General features: G+C 65.6%; 12 protein-coding genes. All 12 read right to left on the bottom strand.

Annotation, left to right across the window (positions count from 1 at the left end; genetic code table 11):
* Positions 1 to 6: 6 nt before the first annotated feature.
* The 12 genes from HNQ66_RS20955 to HNQ66_RS20900 all read right to left on the bottom strand — a co-directional run bounded on the left by HNQ66_RS20955 (position 7) and on the right by HNQ66_RS20900 (position 12,784).
* Positions 7 to 759 carry an SDR family oxidoreductase gene (locus HNQ66_RS20955; protein WP_184146411.1) on the bottom strand — a complete coding sequence of 251 codons (753 nt, stop codon included), beginning with the start codon at positions 757 to 759 and terminating at the stop codon, positions 7 to 9.
* Positions 756 to 1,244, bottom strand: coding sequence for a hypothetical protein (locus HNQ66_RS20950; protein WP_184146409.1), 489 nt, complete (start codon positions 1,242 to 1,244; stop codon positions 756 to 758). Before HNQ66_RS20950 ends, HNQ66_RS20955 begins: the two co-directional genes overlap by 4 nt.
* Positions 1,245 to 1,247: 3 nt before the next feature.
* On the bottom strand, positions 1,248 to 1,892 hold the full coding sequence (locus tag HNQ66_RS20945) for a LysE family translocator (RefSeq protein WP_184146407.1): 645 nt from the start codon (positions 1,890 to 1,892) through the stop codon (positions 1,248 to 1,250).
* Between the two features lie 32 nt (positions 1,893 to 1,924).
* Positions 1,925 to 2,332, bottom strand: coding sequence for an MAPEG family protein (locus HNQ66_RS20940; RefSeq protein WP_184146405.1), 408 nt, complete (start codon positions 2,330 to 2,332; stop codon positions 1,925 to 1,927).
* A 13-nt stretch (positions 2,333 to 2,345) separates the two neighbouring features.
* Complete coding sequence (gene odhB, locus HNQ66_RS20935; RefSeq protein WP_184146403.1) at positions 2,346 to 3,581, bottom strand: 2-oxoglutarate dehydrogenase complex dihydrolipoyllysine-residue succinyltransferase; 1,236 nt, start codon at positions 3,579 to 3,581, stop codon at positions 2,346 to 2,348.
* A gap of 54 nt (positions 3,582 to 3,635) precedes the next feature.
* Positions 3,636 to 6,632: a 2-oxoglutarate dehydrogenase E1 component gene (locus tag HNQ66_RS20930; protein ID WP_184146401.1), complete on the bottom strand. Its 2,997-nt coding sequence runs from the start codon at positions 6,630 to 6,632 to the stop codon at positions 3,636 to 3,638.
* Positions 6,633 to 6,774: 142 nt separating this feature from the next.
* Entirely contained in the window at positions 6,775 to 7,677 is a 903-nt protein-coding gene (gene sucD, locus HNQ66_RS20925) for a succinate--CoA ligase subunit alpha (protein ID WP_184146399.1), read from the bottom strand.
* 17 nt (positions 7,678 to 7,694) lie between these two features.
* Positions 7,695 to 8,888: an ADP-forming succinate--CoA ligase subunit beta gene (gene sucC, locus HNQ66_RS20920; protein WP_184146397.1), complete on the bottom strand. Its 1,194-nt coding sequence runs from the start codon at positions 8,886 to 8,888 to the stop codon at positions 7,695 to 7,697.
* 81 nt (positions 8,889 to 8,969) lie between these two features.
* The gene (gene mdh, locus HNQ66_RS20915; protein WP_184146395.1) at positions 8,970 to 9,932 is read right to left on the bottom strand and encodes a malate dehydrogenase; all 963 of its coding nucleotides are present in this window, start codon (positions 9,930 to 9,932) and stop codon (positions 8,970 to 8,972) included.
* Between the two features lie 165 nt (positions 9,933 to 10,097).
* Positions 10,098 to 11,291 (bottom strand): cell division protein ZapE, encoded by a 1,194-nt coding sequence (gene zapE, locus HNQ66_RS20910; RefSeq protein ID WP_184146393.1) that lies wholly within the window; start codon positions 11,289 to 11,291, stop codon positions 10,098 to 10,100.
* Between the two features lie 36 nt (positions 11,292 to 11,327).
* Positions 11,328 to 11,861, bottom strand: coding sequence for a protease inhibitor Inh/omp19 family protein (locus tag HNQ66_RS20905; protein ID WP_184146392.1), 534 nt, complete (start codon positions 11,859 to 11,861; stop codon positions 11,328 to 11,330).
* Positions 11,862 to 12,004: 143 nt separating this feature from the next.
* A complete protein-coding gene (locus HNQ66_RS20900) occupies positions 12,005 to 12,784 on the bottom strand; it encodes a succinate dehydrogenase iron-sulfur subunit (protein WP_184146390.1) in 780 nt (259 codons plus the stop codon).
* Between the last annotated feature and the right edge of the window lie 6 nt (positions 12,785 to 12,790).

Here is a 12,790-nt window from a genome sequence, read left to right as displayed (position 1 = left end):
GGGCGCCTAGCGGCCGCCGCTGACGTTGAGGGCGGCACCCGTCACATAGGATGCCGCATCGGAGAGAAGATAGAGAATGGATTGGGCGACTTCGTCGGCCGTGCCCGGCCGCTGCATCGGAATGAGCGCGGTCATCTCGCGCGCCCGGTCCGGCAGGCCGCCGGAAGCGTGGATGTCGGTGTCGATGATGCCGGGGCGCACGAGGTTCACGCGGATGCCTTCCGCCGCGACCTCGCGGGCAAGGCCGATCGTGAAGCTCTCGATGGCCCCCTTGCTGGCGGCATAGTCGACATACTGGCCGGCGGCACCGAGGAGCGCGGCCATCGAGGAGAGATTGACGATGGCGCCGCCCCGTCCGCCGTGACGGGTCGACATGCGGCGCACCGCCTCCTGCGCGCAGCGGATCGAGCCCATGACATTGACGGCGAACATGCGCTCCAGCCGTTCGGCGGACATCTCGTCGACGCGCTGCGGCATTGCCACGATGCCGGCATTGTTGACGAGGCCGTCGAGCCGGCCGAACGTGCCGTCGACGGCCGAGAAGATCGAGGCGAGGCCAAGCTCGGTGCCGACATCGCCCTGAACGGCGACCGCCGAGCCGCCGAGCGCACGGATATCGGCGACGACGGCCTCCGCGGCATCGAGGTTGGACGCATAGTTCACCGCGACCTGCCAGCCGGCCGCGCCCGCCAGCCGGCAGACGCTCGCGCCGATGCCGCGGCTGCCGCCGGTCACGAGAAGAACGGGTGCTTCGCTCATGCCGAACATCCTTTCCGTTTGAAGACATCCGAGGGGACCGCGCGCGCCTTGCCCGCATCCCACAGCGCGGAATAGCGCAGCGACGGGCCGAAGCCGGCAAGCAGCAGGGTTTCGGCAGCCGTGGCGCTCTCTTCGGGCAGGAGATCCGCATCGCCTGCCCCGCCGAGCGCGTAGATGACGCCCTCCCAGACGGTGCAGGCGGCGATGTCCTCGCCGGTGACGTCACCCTCCGGGCAATCGTGCATGACCATGCCGTTGGAGCGCGCCGGATCGCCCGGCATGACGATGCCGTCGAGCACCGTGCCGCCGGAAAGCACCTTCATCTTGAAATGATGGCTCACCGCCGCCGCCTCGGAGCCGACGGGCTCGAAGGTCAGTTCATAGCCCCCGTCGCGGTCCACATAGACCGCGCGGTCCTGCCGGCACTCGGCCGCGGATGCGGCTCCGGCGGCAAGCAATCCGGCAAGGACGAGGGCGAGGCGCATCGCTCAGTGGGCCTTTTCCGTGGCGAGCTTGATGCCGAGCGCGATGAAGACGAGGCCGCTCGTCCGGTCGATCCACTGGCTCATGCGCGAGAAGGCGGCCCGCATCTTCGGCGTCGTCATGAACAGCGAGACGCCGACGAACCAGGCGATGAGGCAGGTGGCCATGACGAGGCCGTAGCCGAACTTGACGGCGATGGGCGTCCCGGCGCTGACGACCGTCGAGAAGATCGACAGGAAGAAGAAGACCGCCTTGGGGTTCAGCGCATTGGCGAGGAAGCCGAGGCCGAAGGCCCGCAGGGCCGACTGCTCGCCCTTGCCGTCCTCATTGCCCTTCACCGCTTCGAGGGAAAGGTCGGTCTTGCCGGCGCGCAGCGCCTTGATGCCGATATAGACGAGGTAGGCGACGCCGCACCATTTCACGATGTTGAAGAGGTAGATCGACTGGGAAATGATGAGGCCGAGGCCGAGGATCGTGTAGGTGACGTGGAACATCAGCGAGGTGCCGACGCCGAAGGAGGTGATGATGGCCGCCCGCCGGCCCTGCACCAGCGACTGGCGCATCACCATGGCAAGGTCCGCGCCGGGCGAGACGATGGCAAAGGCGAAGATCGCCATCAGGGAAGCCAGTTCGAAGAGATAGGGATGCATGTTTCCTCCCGCCGCGCCCGCGCGGCGCACGATCAGAACACGAGGGCGACGAACATCACCGCAAGGCCGATGGCCGAACCCAGCCAGACAACGGAGCGGATATAGGGGATGCCGGCAAGATAGAGCGGGATATAGACGATGCGGCAGGCAAGCCAGACCCCGGCACCGATGGTCCCGAGACCCTCCGCCCTGCCGGCAAGGACAAGGGCGAGCGCCAGCGCGACGAAGGCGGGATAGGTCTCGCGGAAATTCGCGGACGCCCGCGCGGCGCGGCCGGCAAGGACACCCTGCGGGCGCCGCCCGTCGTCCCGCGGACCGGCATTCCATGCCGATCCGAGTTCGCGTGTCGCAGCCATGCCCTGCAGCATGACGTGGACGAAGAGCAGCACGACGCTCCAGCCGACGAGCGCAAGCAGGAAAGGTGCGGGTGCTGCCTCCATGGCGGGTTTCCTCTTAGAGATCGAGAACGAGGCGTTCCGGATCTTCCAGGCTTTCCTTGACGCGCACGAGGAAGGTCACGGCTTCCTTGCCGTCCACCATGCGGTGGTCGTAGGACAGCGCCAGATACATCATCGGGCGGATGACGATCTGCCCGCCGACGACGACCGGGCGGTCCTGGATCTTGTGCATGCCGAGGATGCCCGACTGCGGCGCGTTGAGGATCGGCGAGGACATCAGCGAGCCGTAGACGCCGCCGTTCGAGATGGTGAACGTGCCGCCCTGCATGTCGGCCATGGACAGCGCGCCGTCGCGCGCCAGCTTGCCGAGGCGGCCGATATCCTTCTCGATCTCGGCGATCGACATCTGGTCGGCATCGCGAACGACCGGAACGACGAGGCCCTTGTCCGTGCCGACGGCGACGCCGATGTGGCAATAGTTCTTGTAGACGATGTCGGTGCCGTCGATCTCGGCGTTGACGGCCGGGATCTCCTTCAGCGCGTGCGTGACGGCCTTGGTGAAGAAGCCCATGAAGCCGAGCTTGACGCCGTGCTTCTTCTCGAAGAGGTCCTTGTAGCGGGCGCGCAGGTCCATCACGGCCGACATGTCCACCTCGTTGTAGGTGGTCAGCATGGCGGCGGTGTTCTGCGCGTCCTTGAGGCGCTTGGCGATGGTCTGGCGCAGGCGCGTCATCTTCACGCGTTCCTCGCGCGGCGCATCGGCCTGCGAGGAGGCCGGGCGGGCGGCGGCCTTGACGGGCTCGGCGGCTGCGGATGCAGCCGTGATGCCCTTGGCGACGGCGGCGATGACGTCACCCTTCAGCACCTGCCCGCGCTTGCCGGAACCGTCGACGTCACCGGCCGACAGGTTGTTTTCGGCGAGCAGCTTGGCGGCGGCCGGGGCCGGCGGCATGGAAGAGGGGCCGGCAGCGGCGGGCTTGGCTTCGGCGGCAGGCGCGGCAGCGGGCTTTTCGGCCTTCGCGGCAGCAGCCGGAGCGGCGGCGCCGGCGGACGCGCCTTCGGCGATCTGGCCGAGCAGGCCGCCCGGTTCGACCGTCTCGCCGGCGGCGGCGGTGATTTCCGACAGGACGCCGGAGGCCGGGGCCGGCACTTCGATCGTCACCTTGTCGGTTTCGAGCTCACAGAGCGGCTCGTCGGCCTTCACGGTGTCGCCGACCTTCTTGAACCAGGTGCCGACGGTCGCTTCGCTGACGGATTCGCCCAAGGTCGGGACGCGGATTTCGGTAGCCATGAGTTGAGTTCCGTTCGTTCGTGTCTTTGCGTGGGAAGGGATAGGCCGGGCGGATCAACCGCCCAGCGCGTCCTCGAGGAAGGCGGCAAGCTGCGAGAGGTGCTTGGACATCAGGCCCGTCGCCGGCGAGGCGGCGGCCGGACGGCCGGTGTAGCGCACGCGCTGGTACTTGGCGTCGATATGCGCCAGCACCCATTCGAGATAGGGGTCGATGAAGGACCAGGCGCCCATGTTCTTGGGCTCTTCCTGGCACCAGACCATCTCGGCGTTGCGGAAGCGCGACAGCTCGTTGATCAGCGCCTTGGCCGGGAACGGATAGAGCTGTTCCAGGCGCAGGAGGTAGACGTCGTCGATGCCGCGCTTCTCGCGCTCTTCCAGAAGGTCGTAGTAGACCTTGCCCGAGCACATGACGACGCGGCGAATCTTGGCGTCCTTCTGCAGCTTGATCGGGCCGTCCTTGATGACCTCCGCATCGTCCCACAGCAGGCGGTGGAACGAGCTCTCGCCGGCCATTTCCGACAGCGACGAGATCGCCCGCTTGTGGCGCAGCAGCGACTTCGGCGTCATCATGATCAGCGGCTTGCGGAAGTCGCGCTTCACCTGGCGGCGCAGGATGTGGAAGTAGTTCGCCGGCGTCGTGACGTTGGCGACCTGCATGTTGTCTTCCGCGCAGAGCTGGAGGAAGCGTTCGAGGCGCGCGGAGGAGTGCTCCGGCCCCTGCCCTTCATAGCCGTGCGGCAGGAGGCAGACGAGGCCCGACATGCGCAGCCACTTGCGCTCGCCAGACGAGATGAACTGGTCGAAGACGACCTGCGCACCGTTGGCGAAGTCGCCGAACTGGGCTTCCCAGAGGGTGAGCGCATTCGGACGGGCCAGCGAATAGCCGTATTCGAAGCCGAGAACGGCTTCTTCCGAGAGCATCGAGTTGATGACCTCGTAGCGCGCCTGGGTCGGCGAGAGATTGGCGAGCGGGATATAGCGGTCCTCGGTCTCCTGGTCGTAGAGAACCGTATGGCGCTGCGAGAAGGTGCCGCGTTCGCAGTCCTGGCCGGAAAGGCGGATCTTCGTGCCTTCCACGCAGAGCGTCCCGAAGGCGAGCGCCTCGCCCATCGCCCAGTCGATGCCCTCGCCCGTCTCGATCATCTGCATGCGGTTGTCCATGAACCGCTGGATGGTCTTGTGGGCGTGGAAGCCTTCCGGGATCGTCGCGATCTTGCGGCCGATCTCCTTGAGCTGCTTCATCGGCACGGAGGTGCGGCCGCGGCGCTGTTCGTCCTGGTTGTCGGCGGCGCGAAGGCCCGACCATGCGCCGTCCAGCCAGTCGGCCTTGTTCGGCTTGTAGGACTGGCCGGCCTCGAATTCCTGTTCGAGGTTGGCGCGCCAGTCGGCCCGCATCTTCTCGAACTCGCCCTCGGTGATGAGGCCTTCGGCGATGAGGCGGGCGCCGTAGAGGTTGACGACCGTCTTGTGGGCGCGGATCGCCTTGTACATCTTCGGCTGCGTGAACGCGGGCTCGTCGCCTTCGTTGTGGCCGAAGCGGCGGTAGCAGAAGATATCCAGCACGACCGGCTTGTGGAACTTCATGCGGAATTCGGTGGCGATCTTGGCGGCATAGGTCACCGCCTCCGGATCGTCGCCGTTCACATGGAAGATCGGCGCCTCGATCATCTTGGCCACATCCGACGGATAGGGCGAGGAGCGCGAGAAGGCCGGGTTCGTGGTGAAGCCGATCTGGTTGTTGATGATGACATGCACGGTGCCGGCGACGCGGTGGCCGCGCAGGCCCGAAAGGCCGAGGATCTCGGCGACGACGCCCTGGCCCGCGAAGGCCGCATCGCCGTGCAGGAGGAGCGGCATGACCTTGACGCGCTCGCGCAGCGGGATGATGTCGCCCTCGAAGACGGTCGCCATCTGGTCCTGCTTGGCGCGCGCCTTGCCCATGACGACCGGGTTGACGATTTCGAGATGCGAGGGGTTGGCCGTCAGCGACAGGTGCACCTTGTTGCCGTCGAACTCGCGGTCCGAGGAGGCGCCGAGGTGGTACTTCACGTCGCCCGAGCCTTCCACGTCGTCCGGCGCATAGGAGCCGCCCTTGAACTCGTGGAAGACGGCGCGGTGGGGCTTGGCCATCACGTTGGTCAGGACGTTGAGGCGGCCGCGGTGGGCCATGCCGAGCACGATTTCCTTGAGGCCGAGCTGGCCGCCGCGCTTGATGATCTGCTCGAGCGCCGGGATCAGCGACTCGCCGCCGTCGAGGCCGAAGCGCTTGGTGCCCTTGTACTTGACGTCGATGAACTGCTCGAAGCCTTCCGCCTCGATCAGCTTCTGCAGGATCGCCTTCTTGCCTTCCGGCGTGAAGTCGACGCCCTTGTCCGGACCCTCGATGCGCTCCTGGATCCAGCCCTTCTCTTCCGGGTTGGAAATGTGCATGAACTCGACGCCGATGGTCGAGCAATAGGTGCGCTCGAGGATTTCCACCATCTCGCGCACGGTCGCGTATTCGAGGCCGAGCACGTTGTCGATGAAGATCTTGCGGTCGAGATCCTTCTCCTCGAAACCGTAGTTCGAGGGCGAAAGCTCGTGATAGTCCTCGACCGGGGCGGCGATGCCGAGCGGATCGAGCTTGGCGTGGAGGTGCCCGCGGGCGCGGTAGGCGCGGATCATCATGATGGCGCGCACCGAATCGCGGGTCGCCTGGTTGACGCCGGCCTGGTCGACGGGCGTGCCGGTCTTTGCGGCGACGGCCTCGGCCTTCGCCTGCACCTTCTTCTCCAGCACCCGTTCGACGACGCCCCAGTTGCCGTCGAGCGCCGAGACGAGCTCGCCATTGGCGTGGATCGGCCAGTTCGCGCGCTTCCACGAGGCGCCCCTGGCAGCCTTCACGACGTCGGAAGGCTCGTCCTCGAGGGCCTTGAAGAAGGCCTGCCATTCCTCGCCGACGGAAGCGGGGTCCGCTTCGTACCGGGCGTAGAGCTGTTCGATATAGGCCGCATTCGCTCCGTCGAGGAAGGACGTGGCCAGGAATTGTTCGTTGGCGTCTTGCCGTGCCATGGTGTCTTGCGGGCGAAAGCCCGCCTCCCGAACGATCGTGTTGACCGGGCCTTGCCGGTTTGCCGCCCGGCGCCGCTTCCGCATCGCGCCGGGAAGAGACGGATCGGCCGGCATTTTCAGCCGGCCCACCCTTTTCGTATCTTCAGCCCTTGAGGACTTCCACCAGCGTCTTGCCGAGACGCGCGGGCGAAGGCGAGACGCGGATGCCCGCCGCCTCCATCGCCGCGATCTTGGATTCCGCATCGCCCTTGCCGCCGGAAACGACGGCGCCGGCATGGCCCATGGTGCGGCCCTTCGGCGCGGTACGGCCCGCGATGAAGCCGGCCATCGGCTTCTTGCGGCCCTTCCTGGCCTCGTCGATGAGGAACTGCGCGGCATCCTCTTCGGCCGAGCCGCCGATCTCGCCGATCATGATGATGGAGGTCGTGGCGTCGTCGGCGAGGAACATCTCCAGGACGTCGATGAACTCGGTGCCCTTGACCGGGTCGCCGCCGATGCCGACGGCCGTCGTCTGGCCGAGGCCTTCGTTGGAGGTCTGGAACACGGCCTCATAGGTCAGCGTGCCGGAGCGCGAGACGATGCCGACCGAACCCTTGCGGAAGATCGAGCCCGGCATGATGCCGATCTTGCATTCTTCCGGCGTCAGGATGCCGGGGCAGTTCGGGCCGAGCAGGCGCGAGGAGGAGCGGTCGAGGCGGGCCTTGACGCGCACCATGTCGGCAACCGGGATGCCTTCGGTGATGCAGGTGATGAACGGGATTTCCGCATCGATCGCCTCGATGATCGCGTCCGCGGCGCCGGCCGGCGGAACGTAGATCACGGACGCGTCCGCGCCGGTCTTTTCCTTGCCTTCGGCGACCGAGGCGAAGATCGGCAGGGTTTCGCCCTTGGAGCCGGTCCAGGTTTCGCCGCCCTTCTTCGGGTGGATGCCGCCGACCATCTTGGTGCCGTAATAGGCGAGCGCCTGTTCGGTGTGGAAGGTGCCGGTCTTGCCGGTCAGGCCCTGAACGAGGACCTTGGTGTTCTTGTTGACGAGAATCGACATGAGGTCTGGTCCTTCAGTTAGCCGTTGATCGCGGCGACGATCTTCTTGGCGGCGTCGTCCAGATCGTCGGCGGCGGTGATCGCCAGGCCCGATTCGTTCAGGATCTTCTTGCCAAGCTCGACATTCGTGCCTTCGAGACGAACGACCAGCGGAACCTTGAGGCCCACTTCCTGCACGGCCGCCACCACGCCTTCGGCGATGACGTCGCACTTCATGATGCCGCCGAAGATGTTGACGAGGATGCCCTCGACCTTCGGGTCGGCGGTGATGATCTTGAAGGCCGCCGCGACCTTCTCCTTGCCGGCGCCGCCGCCGACGTCGCAGAAGTTCGCCGGCTCCTTGCCGTAGAGCTTGATGATGTCCATCGTCGCCATGGCAAGGCCGGCGCCGTTGACCATGCAGCCGATATTGCCGTCGAGCGCCACATAGGCGAGATCCCACTTGGAGGCCTCGATTTCCTTGGCGTCCTCCTCGGTCTCGTCGCGCAGCGCCTTGATGTCCTCATGGCGGAAGAGCGCGTTGCCGTCGAAGGAGACCTTGGCGTCGAGGACGCGCATGCGGCCGTTCTTCATGACGATCAACGGGTTGATCTCCAGAAGGCTCATGTCCTTCTCGACGAAGGCCTTGTAGAGGATCGGGAAGAGCTTTTCCGCATCCGCCTTGGCTTCGCCCTCGAGCTTGAGGGCGGCGGTCAGCTTGGCGAGATCGGCTGCGGTGACGCCGGCTTCCGGGTCGATGGCGACCGTCAGGATCTTCTCCGGCGTGTCGTGGGCGACGGCCTCGATGTCCATGCCGCCTTCCGTCGAGACGACGAAGGCGACCTGGCCGACGGAGCGGTCGACGAGCAGCGAGAGGTAGAGTTCGCGGTCGATGTCGGCGCCGTCCTCGATGTAGAGGCGGTTCACCTGCTTGCCGGCCGGGCCGGTCTGCGCGGTGACGAGCGTGTTGCCGAGCATTTCCTTGGCATTGGCGACGACTTCATCGACGCTCTTGGAGAGGCGCACGCCGCCCTTGGCGTCGGGGCCGAGCTCCTTGAACTTGCCCTTGCCGCGGCCGCCGGCATGGATCTGGCTCTTGACCACGTAGAGCGGGCCGGGAAGCGACTTTGCAGCGGCCTCCGCCTCGTCGGCGGAGAAGATGGCCACGCCTTCCGCGACCGGCGCGCCGTAGCTCTTGAGCAGAGCCTTGGCCTGGTATTCGTGAATGTTCATGAGAAAATCCTGTCTGAGCAATTCCAGCAAAAGTGTGAAGCGGTTTTGCGTCCGGAATTGCGTGAAACGAAAGAACCGGGATTACTTCAGCGCGGGCGCGATGTTGATGCAGGCTTCGCAAAGACCGGCGACGGCGCCGACCGACTTGTCGAAGGCTTCCTGCTCGGCCTTGTTGAGGTCGATCTCGACGATGCGCTCGACGCCGCCGGCACCGATGACCGTCGGAACGCCGACATACATGTCCTTGACGCCGTACTGGCCGGAAAGGTGCGCGGCGCAGGGCAGCACGCGCTTCTTGTCCTTTAGGTAGGACTCGGCCATCTCGATGGCGGAGGCGGCCGGGGCGTAATAGGCCGAGCCGGTCTTGAGCAGGCCGACGATCTCGGCGCCGCCGTCACGGGTGCGCTGGATGATTTCTTCGAGGCGCTCCTTGGTGACCCAGCCCATCTTGACGAGGTCGGTCAGCGGAATGCCGGCGACGGTCGAGTAGCGGGCGAGCGGCACCATCGTGTCGCCGTGGCCGCCGAGAACGAAGGCGGTGACGTCCTGCACGGAGACCTTGAATTCTTCGGAGAGGAAGAGGCGGAAGCGGGCAGAGTCCAGCACGCCGGCCATGCCGACGACCATGTTCTTCGGCAGGCCGGAGAACTTCTGCAGCGCCCAGACCATCGCGTCGAGCGGGTTGGTGATGCAGATGACGAAGGCGTTCGGGGCATATTTCTTGATGCCGGCGCCGACCTGTTCCATGACCTTGAGGTTGATGCCGAGAAGATCGTCGCGGCTCATGCCCGGCTTGCGGGCGACACCGGCCGTCACGATGCAGACGTCCGCGCCCTCGATGGCGGCGTAGTCGCTCGCACCCGTCAGCGAGGCGTTGAAGCCTTCGACCGGCGAGGACTGGGCGATGTCGAGGCCCTTGCCCTGCGGAACGCCGTCGGCGATGTCGAAGAGGACGATGTCGCCCAGCTCCTTGAGGCCGGCCAGATGCGCCAGCGTGCCACCGATCATGCCAGAACCAATAAGTGCGATCTTCTTGCGGGCCATGAAAGCTTCCTCTTGCTCCGATCAACGGTCCCCAATGTCGCAATTGCGGGACCTTTCGGCGCAAGGGATTACGCCTCTGGGGTTAAAAATTCAACACATACTTTTCGAATGAGAATTTTCAATCGGTTAGATGCATAAATTCTTACGTAAACGTAAGAATTTATGTCATGCAGCCGACATATTTTCGCCGTAGCGGGCCCGGTGGTCGGCAAGATATTCCGTGCTGCGGATCTCGATGAGGCGGGAGACCGTGCGGTCGAACTCGAAGCCCTCGGTTCCCTTTCGGGTGACGAGCAGGTCTTCCGGCGCCGCGGCGGCGGAGGCGAAGAGCCGCGCCCGATGATCGTAGATCGTGTCGACGAGGTTGATGAAGCGCTTCGTCTCGTTGCGCTTCTCCGCCCCGAGCAGGGGAATGTGGTCGACGAAGAGCGTATCGTAATGCGCAAGGATTTCGAGATAGTCGGCGGCCCCGAGCGGCTTTTCGCAAAGGTCGGTGAAGGAGAAGCGCGCCGCGCGGCCCGCCGCCTGCGGCACCGCGATGGCGCGCCCGCGGAAGGCGATCGTCGCGGCTGCCACATCCCGGCCCGCCGTCGCGCGCTTCCAGGCCGCATCCATGGCCCTGTCGGCCTCGGGCCCGAGCGGATGGCGGAAGACCGGCAGGCCGCTGTCCTTCTCCAGCCGGTAGTCCGTCAGCGAATCCAGCGGCACGATCTCGACATGCTTCTTCAGGAGGCCGACGAAGGGCAGGAACAGGCCGCGGTTGAGGCCGTCCCTGTAGAGATCGTCCGGCTCCACGTTGGACGTCGCGACCAGGATACAGCCGCGCTGGAAAAGCTCGCCGAAGAGGCGCGACAGGATCATCGCGTCGGCGATGTCCGTCACGGAGAATTCGTCAAAGCAGAGGAGCCGCGCTTCCTCGATGAGGCTGGCGGCGACGGGCGGCACGGGGTCCGCCTCCTTCGTCTCGCCGGCCTTCAGCTTCTGGCGATGCCTGTGGATGCGCTCGTGGACATCGGCCATGAATTCGTGGAAATGCGCCCGCCGCTTGCGCCTGACCGGCGCAAGCTCGAAGAACATGTCCATCAGCATGGTCTTGCCGCGCCCGACGCCGCCGTAGATGTAGAGGCCCTTGGGAGCACTGACAGCCTCCGGCTTGCGGGAGGCGAAGAGCCAGCCGAGCGCGCTCGACTTGCGGGCCGGCCTTTGCGCATGGACGTCGGCAAGCAGCCGGTCGAAGCGCACGGCCATCGCCTTCTGGGCGGGGTCCGCCTTCAATTCGCCGCTGGCGACAAGGGCTTCCAGCCTATCCGAAACGCCGTGTTCCGGGTGTGTCGAAACCCTGTCCCAGTCCTTGCCCATGGGCGGCGGTCATCCGTATCTGATGGAGGGATGCGATCAGCGCGAGAGGCTGACCGGCTGGCCCGAATTGGTCGAGCCGTCGAAGCGGGAATCGGCCGTCTTGTAGAGGCGTGCGATCGGGTTGCCGTCGCGGTCCTTGAGGATCACCTGCTTGCCGGCGACTTCCCAGGAGCCCATCGCCGTCAGTTCGCCCGCGCAGCCGCGCGTGCCGCCGCGCGAGCCAGCGCCGAGATTGGTCAGCGTCAGGAACATGTCGCAGGATGACGGGCCGTTGGCGACGCGCCAGTTGCCGACCATGGCTTCCTTCTTCACGTCGAGCGCGCCGGCGGCAGCCGCCGGATCGCCCGTGCCCGTCGCCATGGCCATGTCGGTCGTCGGCTTTTCGGGGAACTGGCTGGTGGTGCCGGTCGTGGGATCGGGAAGCTGGCTGGAGGAAACCGTGCCGATCGGCTGGGCTTCGAGCGGAGCAAGATTCGGCTGCGTATTGACGCTGTCCATCGAAGCCGTCCGCTGGCAGCCCGCCAGAGCAAGCGCCATCATCAGTCCGCCGGCCGCATGGTAAATCCGCATGTCGATACTCCCGATGTCTGCCCGATACTGCTGCCCTGCAGCAATTCACGCCGAATTAACGTGAATCGCCCGCACGAATCAAGACGAAACGGCCCGATTGTCCGGGCCGCCTTCTCACGTTTCATGAACGCTGCTTATGTAGGTCAGAGACGGCGCTCGACCAGCATCTTCTTGATTTCGCCGATCGCTTTCGCCGGATTGAGGCCCTTCGGGCAGGACTGGGCGCAGTTCATGATCGTGTGACAGCGATAGAGGCGGAAGGGGTCTTCCAGGTTGTCGAGGCGCTCGCCGGTTGCCTCGTCGCGGCTGTCGATCAGCCAGCGATAGGCCTGGAGGAGGACGGCGGGGCCGAGATAGCGGTCGCCGTTCCACCAGTAGCTCGGACAGGAGGTCGAGCAGCAGGCGCACAGGATGCACTCGTAGAGGCCGTCGAGCTTGAGGCGGTCCTCGTGGCTCTGCTTCCACTCCTTGGCCGGCGTCGGCGACACGGTCTTCAGCCACGGCTCGATGGAACGGTGCTGGGCGTAGAAGTTCGTGAGGTCCGGAACGAGGTCCTTGACCACCGGCATGTGCGGCAGCGGGTAGATCTTCACCGTGCCCTTGATCTCGTCCATGCCCTTGGTGCAGGCGAGCGTGTTCGTGCCGTCGATGTTCATCGCGCAGGAGCCGCAGATGCCCTCACGGCACGAGCGGCGCAGCGTCAGCGTCGGGTCGATCTTGTTCTTGATGTAGAGCAGCGCGTCGAGCACCATCGGCCCGCAGTCGTCGACGTCGATGTAGAACGTGTCGACCGAGGGGTTCTTCCCGTCGTCCGGGTTCCAGCGGTAGATGCGCAGCTCGCGGGTGTTCGCCGCGCCTTCCGGCTTCGGCCAGACCTTGCCTTCGGTGACCTGCGAGTTCTTCGGGAGAGCGAGTTCAACCATGTCCTG

Source organism: Shinella fusca (assembly GCF_014203155.1).
GTDB classification, from domain to species: Bacteria; Pseudomonadota; Alphaproteobacteria; order Rhizobiales; family Rhizobiaceae; genus Shinella; species Shinella fusca.
Note: the sequence above shows the minus strand (reverse complement) of the source record. Positions and strands in the feature narration are given on the sequence as shown.

Bases quoted from the DNA above. Each gene is read 5' to 3' on its own strand.
- HNQ66_RS20955 (WP_184146411.1), bottom strand. From the start codon at position 759: ATGAGCGAAGCACCCGTTCTTCTCGTGACCGGCGGCAGCCGCGGCATC.
- HNQ66_RS20950 (WP_184146409.1), bottom strand. From the start codon at position 1,244: ATGCGCCTCGCCCTCGTCCTTGCCGGATTGCTTGCCGCCGGAGCCGCA.
- HNQ66_RS20945 (WP_184146407.1), bottom strand. From the start codon at position 1,892: ATGCATCCCTATCTCTTCGAACTGGCTTCCCTGATGGCGATCTTCGCC.
- HNQ66_RS20940 (WP_184146405.1), bottom strand. From the start codon at position 2,332: ATGGAGGCAGCACCCGCACCTTTCCTGCTTGCGCTCGTCGGCTGGAGC.
- odhB (WP_184146403.1), bottom strand. From the start codon at position 3,581: ATGGCTACCGAAATCCGCGTCCCGACCTTGGGCGAATCCGTCAGCGAA.
- HNQ66_RS20930 (WP_184146401.1), bottom strand. From the start codon at position 6,632: ATGGCACGGCAAGACGCCAACGAACAATTCCTGGCCACGTCCTTCCTC.
- sucD (WP_184146399.1), bottom strand. From the start codon at position 7,677: ATGTCGATTCTCGTCAACAAGAACACCAAGGTCCTCGTTCAGGGCCTG.
- sucC (WP_184146397.1), bottom strand. From the start codon at position 8,888: ATGAACATTCACGAATACCAGGCCAAGGCTCTGCTCAAGAGCTACGGC.
- mdh (WP_184146395.1), bottom strand. From the start codon at position 9,932: ATGGCCCGCAAGAAGATCGCACTTATTGGTTCTGGCATGATCGGTGGC.
- zapE (WP_184146393.1), bottom strand. From the start codon at position 11,291: ATGGGCAAGGACTGGGACAGGGTTTCGACACACCCGGAACACGGCGTT.
- HNQ66_RS20905 (WP_184146392.1), bottom strand. From the start codon at position 11,861: ATGCGGATTTACCATGCGGCCGGCGGACTGATGATGGCGCTTGCTCTG.
- HNQ66_RS20900 (WP_184146390.1), bottom strand. From the start codon at position 12,784: ATGGTTGAACTCGCTCTCCCGAAGAACTCGCAGGTCACCGAAGGCAAG.